Here is a 16,968-nt window from a genome sequence, read left to right on the forward strand (position 1 = left end):
CGATCGACATCGGCAATACTGCGCGCCGCATGAACACCGTCAACGCCCTCGACCCCGCCCTGCGCCGCAGCCTCGAAGCCGGCCTGGTCACGCTCGCGCTCGACCCGGCGCTGGCGGCGCCGCTGCTCGACTACCTGGCCCTGCTGGTGCGCTGGAACCAGACCTACAACCTCACCGCGGTGCGCGACCCGCGCGAGATGGTGAACAAGCACCTGCTCGATTCGCTGGCGATGCACCCGTTTATCGATAAGTTTGTTGTCGACGGCATCGCCGGCGGCGCGCTCGCCGACCTCGGCACCGGCCCCGGCCTGCCCGGCATCCCGCTGGCGATCGTCAAGCCCGGCCTGCGCGTGACCCTGGTCGAGAGCAACGGCAAGAAGGCGCGCTTCCTGCGCGAGGCCGTGCGCCAGCTCGGCCTCAAGGACGTGCGCGTGGCCGAGTCGCGCATCGAGGCGCTGGACGAGCCCGGCGTGTACGACGCGATCACCGCGCGCGCGCTGGCGACGCTGCCGTTGATCGTCGAACTCGGTGGCCACCTGCTCAAGCCCGACGGGCACCTGCTGGCGATGAAGGGCGTGGCGCCGACCGACGAGATCGCCGCCTTGCCACCGGGCTGGACGCTGCAGGCTGCGCACCCGCTGACCGTGCCGGGCCTGGACGCCGAGCGCCATCTGATCGTGGTGGGCCGCACGGATGCCCAGTCAGCCCGATAACCGGACCGGTCACGACGGGCGACAAGGACACGACTGGTCGCGGCGGGCATAATCCCCGGTCCGGCCTTGCGCCGGCCACCCTCCGCCACAGCCAGGACGAGCCGCATGGCCCGCATCATCGCCGTCGCCAACCAGAAGGGCGGGGTCGGCAAGACCACCACCGCCGTCAATCTGGCCGCTGCCCTGGCCAAGACGCCCAAGCGCGTGCTGCTGGTCGACCTGGACCCGCAGGGCAACGCCACCATGGGCAGCGGCGTCGACAAGCGCGAGCTGGAGACCTCGGTGTGCGAGGTGCTGCTGGGTGAGGCGCAAGTGCGCAGCGCGATCGTGCGCACCGCCGAGGACTTCGACCTGCTGCCGGGCAACATCGACCTGACCGCGGTCGAGGTGCAGCTGATGGCCGAGCCCGGCCGCGAGCAGCGCCTGCGCGCCGTGCTGGAGCCACTGCGCGGCGACTACGACTACATCCTGATCGACTGCCCGCCGGCGCTGTCGCTGCTGACCCTCAACGCGTTGACCGCGGCCGACTCGATCATCGTGCCGATGCAGTGCGAGTACTACGCGCTGGAAGGCCTGAGCGCGCTGATCGACACCATCGAGGCGCTGAAGTCGCGCCTCAATCCCCAGCTCGAGATCGAAGGCGTGCTGCGCACCATGTTCGACGTGCGCAACAACCTCGCCAATGCGGTCTCGGCCGAGCTCACCACCCACTTCGGCGACCGCGTGTTCCGCACCATCGTGCCGCGCAACGTGCGCCTGGCCGAGGCGCCCAGCCACGGCCAGAGCATCGTCGGCTACGACAAGGCCAGCCGCGGCGGCATCGCCTACATGGGCCTGGCCGGCGAGGTGCTGCGCCGCCAGCGCGAGCGCGACCAGGCCGCCAAGGCGGCGCGCGCGCCCGAACCGAAGGAGACGACGGCATGAGCGTTGCCAAAAAGCGCGGCCTTGGCCGCGGCCTCGAAGCCCTGCTCGGCCCCAAGGCGGCCGCCGAGGCGCCGGTGCTGGAAGCGGTCGAGGGCGACACCCTGCGCACGCTGCCGGTCGACGCGCTGTCGCCGGGCAAGTACCAGCCGCGCAAGCACTGGGACCAGGACAAGCTGGCCGAGCTGGCCGAATCGATCAAGGCGCAGGGCGTGATCCAGCCCATCGTCGTGCGCGACCTGGGCGGCAAGCGCTACGAGATCATCGCCGGCGAACGCCGCTGGCGCGCCTCGCAGCTGGCCGGGCTCAGCGACATCCCGGTGGTGATCCGCGAGGTCGACGACCGCACGGTCGTGGCGATGGCGCTGATCGAGAACATCCAGCGCGAGGACCTCAACCCGCTCGAAGAAGCCACCGCGCTGCAGCGCCTGATCGACGAGTTCGACCTGACCCACGCCCAGGCCGCCGAAGCGGTCGGCCGCTCGCGCGCGGCGGTGTCCAACCTGCTGCGCCTGCTCGAGCTGCCGGCCGAGATCCGCGTGCTGGTCGAGACCCACGCCCTGGAGATGGGCCACGCCCGCGCCCTGCTCGCGCTGACGCCGCAGGCGGCGATCGCGCTGGCGCGCCAGGCCGCCGACCACGGCTGGTCGGTGCGCGAGGTCGAGCACCGCGTGCAGCAGCTCGCCGCCGGCATGCTGCCCGGCAGCGGCGGCAAGCCCAAGCCGGCCAAGGCCAAGCCGCAGGCCGACATCGTCACGCTCGAGCGCGAGTTGTCGGAGTCGCTCAACACCCGCGTCAACGTGCTGCACGGCCGCGCCGGCAAGGGCCGGCTGGTGATCCACTACACCGACCTCGACTCGCTCGAGGGCGTGCTGGAAAGGCTGCGCGGTACCGTCACCGAGTAACGCGCGCGGCCGCGATGAACCCCTACCGCTATCGTGTTTCGCTGCGGGCCACCCACCCCAGCGCCGACCTTGCGCCGCTGTTCGATGCGCTTGGACTGACGCCCAAGCGCAGCTGGCGCGCCGGCCAACCGCGGCCAACGCCGCACGGCAACGCGCTCGCCGGCGTGTACCGCGACAGCTACGGCTACGCCGAACTCACGCCCGACGAACAGGCGCGCGACTGGAGCCGCGAGCACGTCGAGGATTTCCTCGACGGCGTGCAGCAACGGCTGTCGATGCATCGCGACCGTTTCCACGCGTTCACCGCACAGGGCGGCCGCTGCGGGCTGTTTATCGGCCTGTTCAGCGAGCAGAATTTCGGCTTCGAAATCAGCCCCGACCTGAGCGCGGCCATGGCCGCGCTTAAGCTGACCTTGGGTTTCGACATTTATCCTGACCCCGATGACTGACACAGACACCGCCCCCATCCTCGTCACCGGCGCCGCCGGCTTCATCGGCGCCCACGTCTGCCGCGCCCTGCGCGCGCGCGGCGCGGCCGTGATCGGCCTGGACAACTACAACGACTACTACGAACCGCAGCTCAAGCGCGACCGCGTGGCCGCGCTGTGCCCGGACGTCGACATCCGCGCGCTCGACCTGTGCGATCGCGACGGCCTGGCCGCGTTGTTCGACGAGGTGCGGCCGACGCGGGTGATCCACCTCGCCGCACAGGCCGGCGTGCGTTACTCGCTGACGCACCCGCATGCCTACGTCGACAGCAATCTGGCCGGCTTCGTCAACGTGCTGGAACTGTGCCGCCACCGCGGCGTGCAACACCTGGTCTACGCCAGTTCGTCGTCGGTGTACGGCGACTCGGCCACGCCGCCGTTCTCGGAGGACCAGCGCATCGACCAGCCGCGCTCGCTGTACGCGGCGACCAAGGCCGCCAACGAGCTGATGGCGCACACCTACGCACACCTGTACGGGCTGCACGCCACCGGGCTGCGTTTCTTCACCGTGTACGGCCCGTGGGGCCGGCCGGACATGGCACCGCTGCTGTTCTCGCGCGCGGTGCTCGCCGGCCGTCCGATCGACGTGTTCAACCACGGCCGCATGCGCCGCGACTTCACCTTCATCGACGACATCGTCAACGGGGTGCTCGGCGCGCTTGACCACCCGCCGGTCGATGCGGCGCCGCCAGCGGTGCCGCACCGGGTGTTCAACCTTGGCAACCATACGCCGGTGGAACTCGAGCGCTTCATCGCGGTCATTGAATCCGCCGCCGGCACGCCGGCCCAGAAGGTCTACAAACCGATGCAACCCGGCGACATGATCGAGACCATGGCCGACACGTCGCACGCCCACGCCGCCTTCGGCTTCGAGCCCGCTACGTCGATCGAGGTGGGCCTGCCGCAGGTGGTGGACTGGTGCCGCCGCTACTTCGGCCGCAACGCCTAGTGCCGCGTATTTTCCTTCTCCCTGCGGGAGAAGGTGCCCGCAGGGCGGATGAGGGTCGGGGCGAGTACGATGCTCCGCGCTCGCGCCGCACCCTCACCCCAACCCCTTTCCCAATGGGAGAGGGGATCAGCAGCTGAGCCTTTATTAGATGACGCAGCAAGCCCCGCAACTCTCCGTCGTCGTCCCCGTGTTCAACGAGCGCGACAACGTCGCGCCGCTGGTGGGCGAGATCACCGCCGCGCTGCGCGGTGTGCTGCCGTTCGAGATCGTCTACGTCGACGACCACTCACGCGACGACACGCTCGACGTGCTGCGCGCGCTCAAGGCGCAGGTGCCCGAGCTGCGCGTGATCCACCACGTCAGCCAGAGCGGCCAGAGCACCGCGATCCGCACCGGTGTCAAGGCCGCGCGCGGCGCCTGGATCGCCACCCTCGACGGTGACGGCCAGAACGACCCGGCCGACATCCCCAAGCTGCTGGCGCAGCGCGCGAGCGCCGCGCCCGACATCAAGCTGTTCGCCGGCTGGCGCGTCCATCGCCGGGATTCGGGCAGCAAGCGCTGGGCGTCGAAGTGGGCCAACGCGATCCGTTCGCGCATGCTGCGCGACGCCACCCCCGACACCGGCTGCGGCATCAAGCTGTTCGAGCGCGCCGCCTTCCTCGACCTGCCGTACTTCGACCACATGCACCGCTACCTGCCGGCGCTGATGCAGCGCGCCGGCTGGAAGACCGTCAGCGTGCCGGTCAATCACCGCCCGCGCAGCGCCGGCGTGTCCAAGTACAACAACCTGGGCCGCGCCCTGGTCGGCATCGCCGACCTGCGCGGCGTCGCCTGGCTGATCAAGCGCGGCAAGCTCACCCAGGTCCGTGAGATCGAGTAAGCCTCAATCGCCGTCATTCCCACGCAGGCGGGAATGACGGGTAAATGAGGGAATCATTGCAACGGCACACGAGTGGATTCCGCCATGGACTTCGATTTCATGAATGCCCCGATCGCCTGGCTCGAATGGACCGGGCTGCACATGTCGCCGTGGAAGATCATCGGCCTGACCGGCGCGTTGATGTTCGGCGGGCGCTGGCTGGTGCAGTTCATCGCCTCGCGCAAGCACGGCAAGCCGGTGATCCCGCGCCTGTTCTGGTACATGAGCCTGGCCGGCAGCGCGATGACGCTGAGCTACTTCATCTTTTCGCAGAAGCAGGACTCGGTCGGGGTGGTGCAGAACCTGTTCCCGTCGTTCACCGCGGCCTACAGCCTGTACCTGGACATCAAGCACCGCGGCTGGCACCGCGACCGCGCCAGCCACTGACACCGGTCTTTTTCACAGGGAAGGTGGCCCGCGGCACGGCAAAACCGCCCCCTCACCGCCGCCCCGAGCGGGTCTGGCCGCTGCCATCCAACCGGCCACCCCTGCGCAAAACGCCCGCATCGGCCAACGCGGCGCGCGTCCGGGATGCGAAGATCGGCGTTCCGTGCCACCACCGGTCCTTCCCGTGAAACCACTGCTTGCCGCCCTGCTGTTCGGCCACCTCGCCCTCGCCCCGGTCGCCGCGCACGCCGGCGCCGTCGACACCCGCTTCGAAGCCATCTACACGCAGGAATGGCAATGGCGACAGGACCAGCTTGGCACCGCCGACGAGGACAACGACAGCTCCGGCAACCAGCAGCGGCTGCCGTCGGTGGACGCGGCCAGCCAGAGCGCGCGGCTGAAGGTCTGGGAGGACGTGCTCAAGCGCCTGGACGGCGTCGATGCGGACAAGCTCAGCCCGACCAACCGCATCAACCTCGCCGTCTACCGCGCCCAGGTCGAGAACCTCGCCGCCGAAGTGCGCCTGCGCGGCTACGAGATGCCGTTCAACTCGGACTCCTCGTTCTGGTCCAACCTCGGCTTCATGACCCGGCGCCCACTGCGCACGGCGCAGGACTACCGCACCTACACCGCGCGCCTGAATGACGTGCCGCGCTACTTCGACGAGCACATCGCCAACATGCGGACCGGGCTGGCGCGCGGGTTCAGCGTGCCGCGCGCGGTGCTGGACGGCCGCGATGTCTCGATCTCCGCCATTGCCGGGCTCAAGGACCCGCTGCAGTCGAACTTCTATGAGCCGTTCAAGAAGATGCCAGCAACGATCCCCGCCGACGAGCAGGCACGCCTGCGCGCCGCCGGCGTGGCCGCGATCCGCGACCGCATGGTCCCGGCTTACGCGAAACTGCTGACCTTCTTCCGCGAGGAGTACGTGCCGCAGGCGCGCACCACGCTGGGCGCCGAGCAGATGCCCGACGGCGCGGCTTACTACCGCCAGCAGATCCGCGAATACACCACGCTCGACCTCGACCCCGAGCAGATCCACAAGATCGGCCTGGACGAGGTGGCGCGCATCCAGGCGGAAATGGACGCGATCATCCGCGAGGTTGGCTTCAAGGGTGACTTTCCGGCCTTCCTGAAGTTCCTGCGCACCGACAAGCAGTTCTACGCGACCACCCCGCAGGCGCTGCTCGACCGCGCGGCGTGGATTTCCAAGCGCGTCGACGGCGAGGTCGGCAAGTTCATCGGCACCCTGCCGCGCGGCCGCTTCACCATCATCCCGGTGCCGCCGGACATCGCCCCGTTCTGGACCAGCGGCCGTGGCGGCGCCGGCACGTACTGGCTCAACACCTACGACCTGCCCTCGCGCGCGCTCTACAACCTGCCGGCGCTGACCCTGCACGAGTCCTCGCCCGGCCACGCGCTGCAGGGGTCGCTGGCCCAGGAGCAGGGCGACCTGCCGGCGTTCCGCCGCGAGACCTACATCTCCGCCTACGGCGAGGGCTGGGGTTTGTACAGTGAAAAACTGGGCAAGGAGATGGGCATCTACGAGACCCCGTACGAGGACTTCGGCCGCCTGACCTATGAGATGTGGCGCGCCTGCCGCCTGGTCATCGACACCGGCGTGCACCACAAGGGCTGGACCCGCGAGCAGGCCCTGGCCTACCTGCGCGAGCGCACCGCGCTGAGCGAACACGAGGTCACCACCGAGGTCGACCGCTACATTTCCTGGCCGGGCCAGGCGCTGAGCTACAAGCTCGGCGAGATCGCCATCGTGCGCCTGCGCGCCGAGGCCGAGCAGGCGCTGGGGCCGAAGTTCGACGTCAAGGCCTTCCACGACGCCCTGCTCAGCCAGGGCTCGGTGCCGCTGCCGGTGCTGGAACAGCAGGTGCGGGCGTTCATCGCCCAGTCCGCCACCAAGGCCAAGGCGGGCTGAGTCAGCCAGCTGAACCCGCCGTCCGGGCGGGCCGGCTCGCCTTGTGGATAAGTGCTTGCCCGGGCCGCCGGTCGCGGGCATAATGCGCGGCTCGCTGCGTCCGGCTGTGCCCTTTGGGGCCGCAGACCGGGCGGACCCCGGAAGCGCGATTCCGGCCCGCCTCGTGCAACGAGAAACTCCTTCCTGCATCGCGCGCCGCCGACGCCTCCGCGTGCCGGCGCCGGGGCCGCCGCCTCCCTGGCCAAGGGAAGCACCATTACCTTTCGAGGTGCGTATGTCCCGTGTATGCCAAGTAACCGGCAAGCGAACGACGACTGGCAACAACGTCTCGCATGCCATGAACAAGACCCGCCGCCGCTTCATGCCGAACCTGCATGAGCGCCGCTTCTGGGTCGCTTCCGAGAACCGTTGGGTGAAGCTGCGTGTTTCCGCCAACGCCCTGCGCACCATCGACAAGAATGGCATCGACGCCATTCTGGCCGAGCTCCGCGCCCGCGGCGAAAAGATCTGAGGAGGATCGAATCATGGCTTCCAAGCGCGACAAGATCCGCCTGATCTCTTCGGCCAACACCGGCCACTTCTACACCACCGACAAGAACAAGAAGAACACGCCCGGCAAGATGGAGGTCAAGAAGTACGACCCCGTCGTGCGCAAGCACGTGATCTACAAGGAAGGCAAGATCAAGTGACGTTTTGGCCCATTCGCGCGCAGCGCGAATGGCTTTGCCAAAACGTCATTCCCGCGCAGGCGGGGATCCAGTGACCTGGCTTTCTGCTCTTGTTCCACAGAAGCCCGCCGAAAGGCGGGCTTCTGCTTTTAGGGCACTGCAGAAGAGCTAAAGACAACGTCCCTGGGTTCCCGCCTGCGCGGGAATGACGAACATAGGCAAGAGCAAGGGCAAATGGGTTCCCGCCTGCGCGGGAATGACGAACATAGGCAAGAGCAAGGGCAAATGGGTTCCCGCCTGCGCGGGAATGACGAACAAAAGCCAGATCGCTTGGCCAGCCATGTGGTCGGCCCCGATGCCGCCATCACCCCGCCATGCTCCAATGCGCCGATGCTCCTCGACCTCCACCCTGGCTACTGGCTGCTCGCGCTCGACTGGCTGATCCGCCTGGCGGCGCTGGCATGGATCCCGGTGCGCAGTCCGCCGGCAGCGGCGCGCAGCTGGTTGCTGCTGGTCGGCTTCGTGCCGCTGCTGGGCCTGCCGCTGTACCTGGTGCTCGGCCACCCGTGGCTGGCGCGGCAGCGGCGCCAGCGCCAAGCCCACGTCTCGCAACTGATCCACGAGCGTCAGGCCGACCTGACTGCGTTGCGCTGGTCGTCCACGGCGGCGGACGGCAGCGCCCTGGCCGATATTCCACGCCTGGCCGAACGCCTGGGTGACTTCATGCCGACCCGCGGCAACGCCGTGGTGCTGCACGACCGCTACGACGAGTCGCTGACCGCGCTGCTGGCCGACATCGACGCCGCCGAACAGGAACTGCACCTGCTGTACTACCTGATGTTCGACGACGCGGTCGGGCGCGCGATGGCGGCGGCATTGCTGCGTGCAGCCGCGCGCGGCGTGCGCTGCCGCGTGCTGCTCGATGCGGTCGGCGCCAAGCCGGGCCTGCGCGCGTGGGCGAAGCCACTGCGCGCGGCCGGGATCGAGGTCCGCGCCATGCTCGCCGGCGGCCTGGCCTGGCGTGGCCTGTCGCGGATGGACCTGCGCAATCACCGCAAGCTGGCGGTGATCGACGGCCACGTCGGCTACATCGGCTCGCAGAACCTGGCCGACGCGAACTTCGTCGCCGGCCACCCCAACCGCGAGCTGGTCGCGCGCGTGCAAGGGCCGGCGGTGCGGCAGCTGGCGGCGCTGTTCGCCAGCGACTGGTACATCGAAACCGGCGAACTGCTCACGGTCGCGACCGCCGCGCACGCCCCTGCGGGCACGACGCCGACGCAACTGCTGCCGAGCGGCCCGGCCTACCCGTTCCAGAACGCGCGCGACGTCGTGGTCGCGCTGATCCAGCGCGCGCAGCGCAAGGTGGTGCTGGCGACGCCGTACTTCGTGCCCGACGACGCCACCCTGACCGCGCTGCGCATCGCCGCGCTGTCCGGGGTCGAGGTGTGGCTGGTGCTGTCGCTGACCAACAACCAGACGCTGACGCGCTGGGCGCAGCAATCGTATTACGAGGAACTGCTCGAAGCCGGCGTGCGCATCGCCCTGTACCGGCCGCATTTCCTCCACGCCAAGCACCTCAGCGTCGACGACGACATCGCCCTGGTCGGCTCGATCAACCTCGACATCCGCTCGTTCGCGCTCAATGCCGAGGCCGGCCTGCTGTGCTACGACCCGGCGCTGGTGGCGCGGCTGCGCGAGGTCGAAGCCGAGTACCTGGCCGACGCCGAATTCGTCGACCTGGCGGCCTGGCGGCAACGGCGGCCGTGGCGGCGCAGCCGCGAGGGCATCGCGCGCCTGGCCGATTCGTTGATGTAGCGCCCGCGTCGCCGCCTCGCGTTCTACACTCGACGGATCGGTTGAGGAGGCGGGCACGGGTGATTCCCGGCTGGATATTGCTGCTGGTGTCGGCGGGCTACGTCGGCGTGCTGTTCACGGTCGCCTACTACGGCGACCAGCGCGAAACCACGCCCAAGGCGCGCTGGCTGCGGCCGGCCGTCTACTCGCTGGCGCTGGCGGTGTACTGCTCATCGTGGACGTTCTACGGCGCGGTCGGCACCGCCGCACGCACCGGCCTGGGCTTTCTGCCGATCTATCTCGGCCCACTGCTGATGCTGGCGTTCGGCTGGCGCATCATCGAGCGACTGGTGCTGATCTCCGGCGAACACCGCATCGTCTCGATCGCCGACTTCCTGTCCTCGCGCTACGGCCGCGCCCCCGGGCTGGCGGCGCTGGTCGCGGCGGTGGCACTGACCGCGGCGGTGCCGTACGTCGCGCTGCAGTTCAAGGCGGTGGCGATGAGCGTGGAAGTGCTGGCCGACGTGCCCAGCGACGCCGGCCTGCTCGCCGACCCGGCGTTCTACGTGGCGCTGCTGCTGGCGGTGTTCGCGATCCTGTTCGGCACCCGCCAGATCGACGCCACCGAGCACCACCGCGGCATGGTGCTGGCGGTGGCGCTGGAATCGCTGGTCAAGCTGCTCGCCTTCGTCGCGATCGGCGTGTTCGCCCTGCTGCACCTGCCCGGCACCGGCACGCTGCCGGCGCGGATGGTGCAGGCCGCCAACGTCGTCACCGCACCCGGACTGCCGGCCGGCTTCGTCGCCCAGACCCTGCTCGCGTTCACCGCGATCGTGTGCCTGCCGCGCCAGTTCCACGTCGCCGTGGTCGAGTGCCAGGACGCCGGCGACCTGCGCTCGGCGCGTTGGTTGTTTGGCGGCTACCTGGTGCTGATCTCGCTGCTGGTGGTGCCGATCACACTGGCCGGGCAGAGCCTGTTCGCCGGCAGCGCGGTCTCGCCCGACACCTACGTGCTGGCGCTGCCGCTGGCGCTGAAGCAGGAAACGCTGGCGTTGATCGTCTACATCGGCGGTTTCTCCGCCGCGACCGGCATGGTGATCGTCGCCAGCGTCGCGCTGGCGACCATGGTCAGCAACGACCTGGTCATGCCGCTGCTGTTGCGCGGCGGCGTCCTGCACGAGCGCGCGCCGCCCGACAGTCTGGGCATCGACAAGCAGATCCTGTGGGTGCGCCGCGCCACCATCGTCGCCCTGGCGATGATGGCCTACGCCTACCACCGCGGCTCGGCCTACTACGGCCAGGCCGGCGAGGACACGCTGGCCCAGCACGGCCTGCTCGCGTTCGCCGCGGTCGCGCAGTTCGCGCCGGCGCTGATCGGCGGCCTGTACTGGCGCGGCGCCAGCCGGTCCGGTGCGTTTGCCGGCCTGTTCGCCGGCACCGTGCTGTGGCTGTACACGCTGCTGCTGCCGGCGCTGGCGCGCGGCGGCTGGTTCGACACCGGCTGGGTCGAGCACGGCCCACTGGGCGTGACGTGGCTGCAGCCGGAGCAGTTGTTCGGCCTGCAGGGTTGGGACTCGCTGACCCACGGCGTGTTCTGGTCGCTGCTGTTCAACGTCGGCGTGTTTCTGTTCGTGTCGGTGCGGCAGCGGCCGCGCCTGCAGGAGCAATTGCTGGCCGCACCCTACCTCGACCCGTACGTGCAGCGGCCCGCGCTCGGTCCCGGCGGCTGGGCCGGCAGCGTGCGCGGCGGCGAACTGCTGGCACTGGCCGAGCGTATCGTCGGCGAGCGCCATGCGCGTCGTGCGTTCGAGGACTACGCGCAGCAACAGGGCCGCGCCTGGCAACCCGAGCAACCGGCCGACCGCGCGCTGGCGCAGTTCACCGAACGCCTGCTGGCCTCGGCGATCGGCGCCGCCTCGGCGCGCCTGACCCTGACCACGGCGCTGCGCGGCTCGGGCATGGAGCTGGGCGAGGTGGTCGCGCTGCTCGACGAGGCCAACCAGGAGCTGCGCTTCAACCGCCAGATCCTGTCGACGACGCTGGAGAACATCAGCCAGGGCGTCAGCGTGGTCGATGCGCAGATGCGCCTGGTGGCGTGGAACCGCCGCTACCAGGAGTTGTTCGACTACCCAGACGGCATGCTCTACGTCGGTCGCCCGGTCAGCGACCTGATCCGCTGGAACGCCGAGCGCGGCGAGATGGGCGCCGGTTCGCTCAACGAAGGGCCACTGACCGAAAGCACGATCAACGAGCAGGTGCGGCGGCGCCTGGCCCACCTGCGCGCCGGCGCGCCGCACGTGTTCGAGCGCGTGCGCGCCAACGGCCAGGTCATCGAGATGCGCGGCCGGCCGCTGCCGGGCGGCTACGTCACCACCTACAGCGACGTCACCGACTACAAGCGCGCCGAGCAGGAGCTGCTCGAGATCAACGAGACGCTGGAGCAGCGCGTCGAGCAGCGCACGCGCGAGGCCGAGGCCGCGCAGCAGTCGAAGACGCGCTTCCTCGCCGCGATCAGCCATGACGTGCTGCAACCGTTGAACGCGGCGCGGCTGTTCGCCTCGGCGCTGCGCGAGGGCAACGACGCGGCCGAGCAGGCACGCCTGGCCGAACGCGTCGACGCCTCGCTGCGCGCGGCCGAGGACCTGCTCGACGGCCTGCTCGACATCTCGCGCCTGGACGCCGGCGCGCTGCGCATCGACATCACCGACTTCGACGTCAACGAGCTGCTGCGCGAGCTGGTCGCGCAGTACGCACCGGTGGCAGCCGGGCGTGGGCTGCAACTGCGCGTGCGCGCGCCGGAGCGGCCGCGACCGGTGCGCAGCGACCGCCGCCTGCTGCGGCGCGCGCTGCAGAACTTCCTAGCCAACGCGCTGCGCTACACCCGCACCGGTGGCGTGCTGATCGCCGCGCGCGTGCGCGAAGGCGCGGTCGAGCTGCAGGTCTGGGACACCGGTCCGGGCGTGTCCGAGCACCACCTGGCGCAGATCTTCGACGAGTTCCGTCGCTTCGAGCAGCCCGGCGTCGGCGGCGAGCGTGGCCTCGGCCTGGGCCTGTCGATCTGCCAGCGCATCGCGCGCACGCTCGACCACCCGTTGCGCGTGCGCTCACGCGTCAACGTCGGCAGCGTGTTCTCGATCACGGTGCCGTTCGGCCGCGCGATCTACGCGGCGCCGCTACCGGAGCCGCAGCTGGTGGCCGGCGGCGATGCGCTGGCCGGCCTGCACGTGCTGTGCGTCGACAACGACCGCGAGATCCTCGATGGCATGCGCACCCTGCTGCAGCGCTGGGGCGTGACCGCATTGACCGCGGCCAATGCCGACGAGGCACTGGCGCTGCTGGGCGGGCAACCCGATGCCGCCCCGATCGATGTCGTGCTCGTCGACTACCACCTGCACGACCGCCTCGACGGCCTCGGCGTGATCGCCGCACTGCGCGCGCACAGCGGCCGCAACCTGCCGGCGGCCTTGCTGACCGGCGACGGCAGCGACGCGCTCAAGCTGGCCGCACGCGAGCACGGCTGCCGCGTGCTGACCAAGCCGATCAAGCCGGCCTCGCTGCGCGCGTTCCTGGCGGCGCAGCGGCAGGTGGTGCAGGTTTAGCCATGCCCTTTGCTTGTCTCCCTCCTTTGGAAAAGGAAGGAGGGTCGGGGAGGGTTTGCTTTTGCGGTTGCTCTGGCAAATAACAACAGCAAAGCCCCCCCTTTTTCAAGGGGGGGCGCACGCCGTCACTCGCTGGGTATTCGCTTGGCTGGGCCAGCCCATGGATTGCGTCGGGCTCCAGCAAGAACGCCATAACTAATGGGCTACGCGTAGGAACGGCCGGGTTCGACCGATCTCGTCCTCGAAGAACTGCCGGAATGACATCACGTTCGAGTGTGTCGAATAGAACGTTTCCTTGCTTGCCTTTAGCGACTCCGGAACCACCAGGCCAATGCCTTCGGCCTGCATTTCGTCCAGAGACTGGCTCGATACGCGATCATCGACCGTGGCCAGGAAGATCGCGCAGTTGAAGCGCTCATGCGTGAGCTGTTTCCAGCGTTCTCTCAGAGTTGTCTTCGCGGACAGGACGAGTGATTCTATGAATGGGCGCGATTCGCCCAACGTGAGCGTGCGCTTGTCCGGAAGCACGAAGTCGGGACGACGCCCTCCAAGAACGGCCTGCTCCTGAAATCGGATACGGCCGTCTTTCAGGATTGTGGCCAAATGAAACTCAAACGAGCGCCCGGCCCGCGTCTTGCGCTGCTGGCTCGCGCTGAGAAAGACCGCATCCAGCAACGGGAATCCGCGCACCACGGCGGTGATCATGTCCGGCTCACGGATAAGTAAATTCACGACCTCTGATGCGCGCCGTCGCAACTCGTGGCGTTTGAATATTTCGTACTCGATATCGCGACTGATCCGCATGATCGCGTCGCCCGGTGCGGCCAGCCGGTAGGGATCGAGACTCGGAGTTCCAGTCGATGCGAAATATGCCTGCTGGGCTTCCGCGGCGATTTCCGCTGGTGCCGGCAGGCGCGAAACGGACTGGATGAATTCATCCAGATTTCCGATGCGGATCGCATGGTGAAGCTGGTCGATGAGCAGCGCCGCCTCGTCCGCCGCCAGGTCCCTTGCGGTCGCCAGCATTGCCGGATCGAAGAGACCGAAATGAAAGTCTGACGATATGTTCAGCGTCGTTTCGAGGATCTCTGCATCCTCACTGGTCGAATCGATGACCACGAACCAGTGGGATGCGTCCTGCAACGGCTCACGCAGTCGACCAGCAAGCAGCAGTGATGCGGGACTGAGTCCAGCGAACAGATCGTGTGGCACCACGGTGAAGTGGGTCTCAGGACCTTTGTTGCTGTAGTGCCGCATGCCGGACGTCTTGATCTCGCCGGTTTGCGGCCAGAACGAAATACATGGCGAGAAGTAGATGTGAGGCTTGTCCAGGTTGGTTGCGGACAGCGGTGGAAAGAAGCCGGACTCGCGAACTTCCCTCGGAATGTAGAACCCTGCTTGATGCTTACCGGAATCGTCAGCCCAGGACGTATCATTCCGCGAAAGTTTCTTCAGGAACATCGCGCTGCTTTGCGCCGCAAGCTCCTCGAGCTTTGACCAAATGGACTCTTCGGGTTCGTCGTGCTTCATTCGTCATCCTGCCGGGTCGATTTTTCAAGGTGTCTGGAATTCGCACTTCGTTGGAACGTATCTGGCTGGACAGCCCATCAAAGATGGTCGCGCGATCAGATTCGGTAACCCCCCTGAGTGAACATTCCCAGATCACACATGCGCGCCACCCCATCTCGGCAAGTTGCGCGAGTACGCGTTCATCCCGGCTCTGATTCGACTCGATCTTGTCCCGCCAGAACTCAGGCCGGGTCTTTGGCAGGCGGAAAAGCGGACAGGCGTGCCCGTGCCAGAAGCAGCCATGAACGAAAACCACCATCCTGTATCGCGGCAACACCAGATCTGGACGCCCCGGCAGACCGGCTCCGCCAAGTCGATAGCGGAACCCTCTCGCGTGGAGCGCCCTACGCACGAGTAGTTCCAGTTTCGTATCAGACCCGCGTATCCGCGACATCTGCGCGGACCGCTGCTCGGGGGTGAGGATGTCGACCAATGCTTAGGCGGCTTTCTTCGCGCGCTTTCCGGGCACGGTGGATTCCGCTTTGATGAAGGGCGCCATGACGCGCGCGACTTCGGCAATCACCGGCACCACAACGGAATTCCCGAACTGTTTATAGGAACGAGTATCGGAGACCGGAATTCTGAAGGAGTCATCGAATCCCATCAGTCGTGCGCATTCGCGTGGCGTTAGGCGGCGTGGATTCTTCTTCGATCCCTGTGATATTAGGATCTCAGAACCGTCCTTGTAGTAACGGGCCGATAGCGTTCTCGCAGTGTCCTTGGCGGTCACCAAGCCGAAGCCAAAGCCGTTGCCCTTCTCGCGGTGCTTCGTCGCGTAGTTCTGCAGGTAAGCCCATAACTTGTCGGAGAGGGTATAGGCGGCGGAAACCCTGCCGTTCGCTCCTTCCAGAAAATTCCATTCTGAAGGATCCGTTCCATCCTGCTTGTGCAGGATGCTAGACAGCTTCGGTGCCGCTTCGAAATCGGGCAGTTTGAGGTCATTCCAGTCGAACCCGACGTAATCGCGAAACCCAACAATGATAATGCGCTCGCGATGCTGAGGAACGAAGTGCTTGCCGTTGATGACCTTCGTCATGACGTGATAGCCGAGCTCGTTGCGCAATACGTCCGTTATGGTCGCGAACGTGCGGCCCTTGTCGTGGCTGACGAGGTTCTTCACGTTTTCCAGCAGGAAGGCTTTTGGGCGCTTCTCTGCAATGATCCTGGCGACATCGAAGAACAGGGTACCCTGCGTCTTGTCGGCGAAACCGTGCGGCCGGCCAAGCGCGTTCTTCTTTGATACGCCAGCAATGGAGAACGGCTGGCACGGAAAGCCCGCGAGCAGCACATCATGGTCGGGCACGTCCTTTTCGTGCACGGTGGTGATGTCGCCTGCGAACACATGATTGGGGCCGTCATGGAAGTTCGCCGCGTACGTCTTGCGGGCGTAGGCATCCCATTCGCTGGTGAAGACACAGCGTCCACCCTGCTTTTCGAACGCGATTCGCATGCCGCCGATGCCGGCGAAGAGGTCGATGAATGTGAAGTCTGCAGGAGCGTCGTTCTCCAAGCCCTGCAAAGGAAGAAGCCGCTGCCGGATGGCATCGCTGACGTAAGGCGGCGGATCGCTTTCGCGCGTATGCCATCGACGAACCGTCCGTGCATCCACGCCAAGCGCCATCGCAACCTCGCGGGGGCTGTATCGCTGGAGTGCGTAGTCGATCAGGGCATGTGTATCCATTTGTAGCTCCAGGAAATATGGGGGCAGCTTGTCCGTTTTCGTCCCGTGGGGGAAGAGGAACACGCCATGAGATCGCGGATGGCGCTCACCGCCTGCGACTGGCTGTGGACAACTTCGGTGACCGGCTGGCCGGTTGAGGCTATCGAGGTCGAAAGGCGAAGCCCCGAAGCTCCGAGCGCTGCCCCGGAGGGCCAACGCTGGAGCCTCAAGCTCGGGGCTTCGACCCCAAAGGGTCCAACCGTGGAGCCCGAAGCTCCGGGCTTCGACCCCGGAGGGTCCATCGGTGGAGCCTGAAGCTCCGGACTTAGACCCCAAAGGGTCCAGCGGTGGCGTTCGAAGCTCGGGGCTTCGACCCACCACGCCCGTCCCGTCGAGCTCAAGACTACGACGTTCGAGCCCACCGCCCCAAAGGGGCGACACCCGCCTCGCCGCAGCCATCGCC

At 67.5% G+C, this 16,968-nt stretch carries 15 protein-coding genes; 12 read left to right on the forward strand and 3 right to left on the reverse strand.

The features are described 5' to 3' along the window. The first annotated feature begins 29 nt into the window (after positions 1-29). From rsmG to ACFOLC_RS06810, 12 genes are all read left to right on the forward strand, one after another. A complete protein-coding gene (gene rsmG, locus ACFOLC_RS06755; RefSeq protein ID WP_386758451.1) occupies positions 30-713 on the forward strand; it encodes a 16S rRNA (guanine(527)-N(7))-methyltransferase RsmG in 684 nt (227 codons plus the stop codon). Positions 714-818: 105 nt separating this feature from the next. After that, complete coding sequence (locus ACFOLC_RS06760) at positions 819-1,637, forward strand: ParA family protein (protein WP_386758452.1); 819 nt, start codon at positions 819-821, stop codon at positions 1,635-1,637. Further along, positions 1,634-2,539, forward strand: a complete 906-nt coding sequence (locus ACFOLC_RS06765; RefSeq protein ID WP_386758453.1) for a ParB/RepB/Spo0J family partition protein — start codon at positions 1,634-1,636, stop codon at positions 2,537-2,539. Before ACFOLC_RS06760 ends, ACFOLC_RS06765 begins: the two co-directional genes overlap by 4 nt. A 14-nt stretch (positions 2,540-2,553) precedes the next feature. After that, positions 2,554-2,988, forward strand: coding sequence for a hypothetical protein (locus ACFOLC_RS06770; protein WP_386758454.1), 435 nt, complete (start codon positions 2,554-2,556; stop codon positions 2,986-2,988). Next, entirely contained in the window at positions 2,981-3,976 is a 996-nt protein-coding gene (locus ACFOLC_RS06775; RefSeq protein ID WP_386758455.1) for an NAD-dependent epimerase/dehydratase family protein, read from the forward strand. The genes ACFOLC_RS06770 and ACFOLC_RS06775 overlap by 8 nt, the downstream gene beginning before the upstream one ends. 148 nt (positions 3,977-4,124) lie before the next feature. Further along, positions 4,125-4,856 carry a glycosyltransferase family 2 protein gene (locus tag ACFOLC_RS06780; RefSeq protein WP_386758456.1) on the forward strand — a complete coding sequence of 244 codons (732 nt, stop codon included), beginning with the start codon at positions 4,125-4,127 and terminating at the stop codon, positions 4,854-4,856. Between the two features lie 84 nt (positions 4,857-4,940). Beyond that, positions 4,941-5,282: a lipid-A-disaccharide synthase N-terminal domain-containing protein gene (locus ACFOLC_RS06785; RefSeq protein ID WP_386758457.1), complete on the forward strand. Its 342-nt coding sequence runs from the start codon at positions 4,941-4,943 to the stop codon at positions 5,280-5,282. A gap of 184 nt (positions 5,283-5,466) precedes the next feature. Further along, positions 5,467-7,215 (forward strand): DUF885 domain-containing protein, encoded by a 1,749-nt coding sequence (locus ACFOLC_RS06790; RefSeq protein WP_386758458.1) that lies wholly within the window; start codon positions 5,467-5,469, stop codon positions 7,213-7,215. Positions 7,216-7,489: 274 nt separating this feature from the next. Beyond that, positions 7,490-7,726 (forward strand): 50S ribosomal protein L28, encoded by a 237-nt coding sequence (rpmB, locus tag ACFOLC_RS06795; protein ID WP_386758567.1) that lies wholly within the window; start codon positions 7,490-7,492, stop codon positions 7,724-7,726. Between the two features lie 10 nt (positions 7,727-7,736). After that, positions 7,737-7,904 carry a 50S ribosomal protein L33 gene (rpmG, locus tag ACFOLC_RS06800; RefSeq protein WP_386758568.1) on the forward strand — a complete coding sequence of 56 codons (168 nt, stop codon included), beginning with the start codon at positions 7,737-7,739 and terminating at the stop codon, positions 7,902-7,904. Between the two features lie 369 nt (positions 7,905-8,273). Continuing rightward, positions 8,274-9,698, forward strand: coding sequence for a cardiolipin synthase (gene cls, locus ACFOLC_RS06805; protein ID WP_386758459.1), 1,425 nt, complete (start codon positions 8,274-8,276; stop codon positions 9,696-9,698). Positions 9,699-9,757: 59 nt separating this feature from the next. Beyond that, positions 9,758-13,276, forward strand: a complete 3,519-nt coding sequence (locus ACFOLC_RS06810) for a PAS domain-containing hybrid sensor histidine kinase/response regulator (RefSeq protein WP_386758460.1) — start codon at positions 9,758-9,760, stop codon at positions 13,274-13,276. Positions 13,277-13,471: 195 nt separating this feature from the next. Here ACFOLC_RS06810 and ACFOLC_RS06815 read toward each other — a convergent pair whose 3' ends face one another. The 3 genes from ACFOLC_RS06815 to dcm are packed head-to-tail and all read right to left on the reverse strand — an operon-like array spanning position 13,472 to position 16,526. Next, on the reverse strand, positions 13,472-14,806 hold the full coding sequence (locus ACFOLC_RS06815; protein ID WP_386758461.1) for a type II restriction endonuclease: 1,335 nt from the start codon (positions 14,804-14,806) through the stop codon (positions 13,472-13,474). After that, on the reverse strand, positions 14,709-15,278 hold the full coding sequence (locus tag ACFOLC_RS06820; RefSeq protein ID WP_386758462.1) for a very short patch repair endonuclease: 570 nt from the start codon (positions 15,276-15,278) through the stop codon (positions 14,709-14,711). Before ACFOLC_RS06820 ends, ACFOLC_RS06815 begins: the two co-directional genes overlap by 98 nt. 3 nt (positions 15,279-15,281) lie before the next feature. Next, entirely contained in the window at positions 15,282-16,526 is a 1,245-nt protein-coding gene (dcm, locus tag ACFOLC_RS06825; protein ID WP_386758463.1) for a DNA (cytosine-5-)-methyltransferase, read from the reverse strand. Positions 16,527-16,968 lie beyond the last annotated feature (442 nt).

Source organism: Lysobacter cavernae, assembly GCF_042648505.1.
GTDB lineage: Bacteria > Pseudomonadota > Gammaproteobacteria > Xanthomonadales > Xanthomonadaceae > Lysobacter_L > Lysobacter_L cavernae.

Excerpts from the sequence above, each read along its gene's own strand:
- ACFOLC_RS06765 (WP_386758453.1), top strand. The coding sequence starts at position 1,634 with ATGAGCGTTGCCAAAAAGCGCGGCCTTGGCCGCGGCCTCGAAGCCCTG.
- ACFOLC_RS06780 (WP_386758456.1), top strand. The coding sequence starts at position 4,125 with ATGACGCAGCAAGCCCCGCAACTCTCCGTCGTCGTCCCCGTGTTCAAC.
- ACFOLC_RS06785 (WP_386758457.1), top strand. The coding sequence starts at position 4,941 with ATGGACTTCGATTTCATGAATGCCCCGATCGCCTGGCTCGAATGGACC.
- rpmB (WP_386758567.1), top strand. The coding sequence starts at position 7,490 with ATGTCCCGTGTATGCCAAGTAACCGGCAAGCGAACGACGACTGGCAAC.
- ACFOLC_RS06770 (WP_386758454.1), top strand. The coding sequence starts at position 2,554 with ATGAACCCCTACCGCTATCGTGTTTCGCTGCGGGCCACCCACCCCAGC.
- rsmG (WP_386758451.1), top strand. The coding sequence starts at position 30 with ATGAACACCGTCAACGCCCTCGACCCCGCCCTGCGCCGCAGCCTCGAA.
- dcm (WP_386758463.1), bottom strand. The coding sequence starts at position 16,526 with ATGGATACACATGCCCTGATCGACTACGCACTCCAGCGATACAGCCCC.
- ACFOLC_RS06760 (WP_386758452.1), top strand. The coding sequence starts at position 819 with ATGGCCCGCATCATCGCCGTCGCCAACCAGAAGGGCGGGGTCGGCAAG.
- cls (WP_386758459.1), top strand. The coding sequence starts at position 8,274 with ATGCTCCTCGACCTCCACCCTGGCTACTGGCTGCTCGCGCTCGACTGG.
- ACFOLC_RS06775 (WP_386758455.1), top strand. The coding sequence starts at position 2,981 with ATGACTGACACAGACACCGCCCCCATCCTCGTCACCGGCGCCGCCGGC.
- ACFOLC_RS06815 (WP_386758461.1), bottom strand. The coding sequence starts at position 14,806 with ATGAAGCACGACGAACCCGAAGAGTCCATTTGGTCAAAGCTCGAGGAG.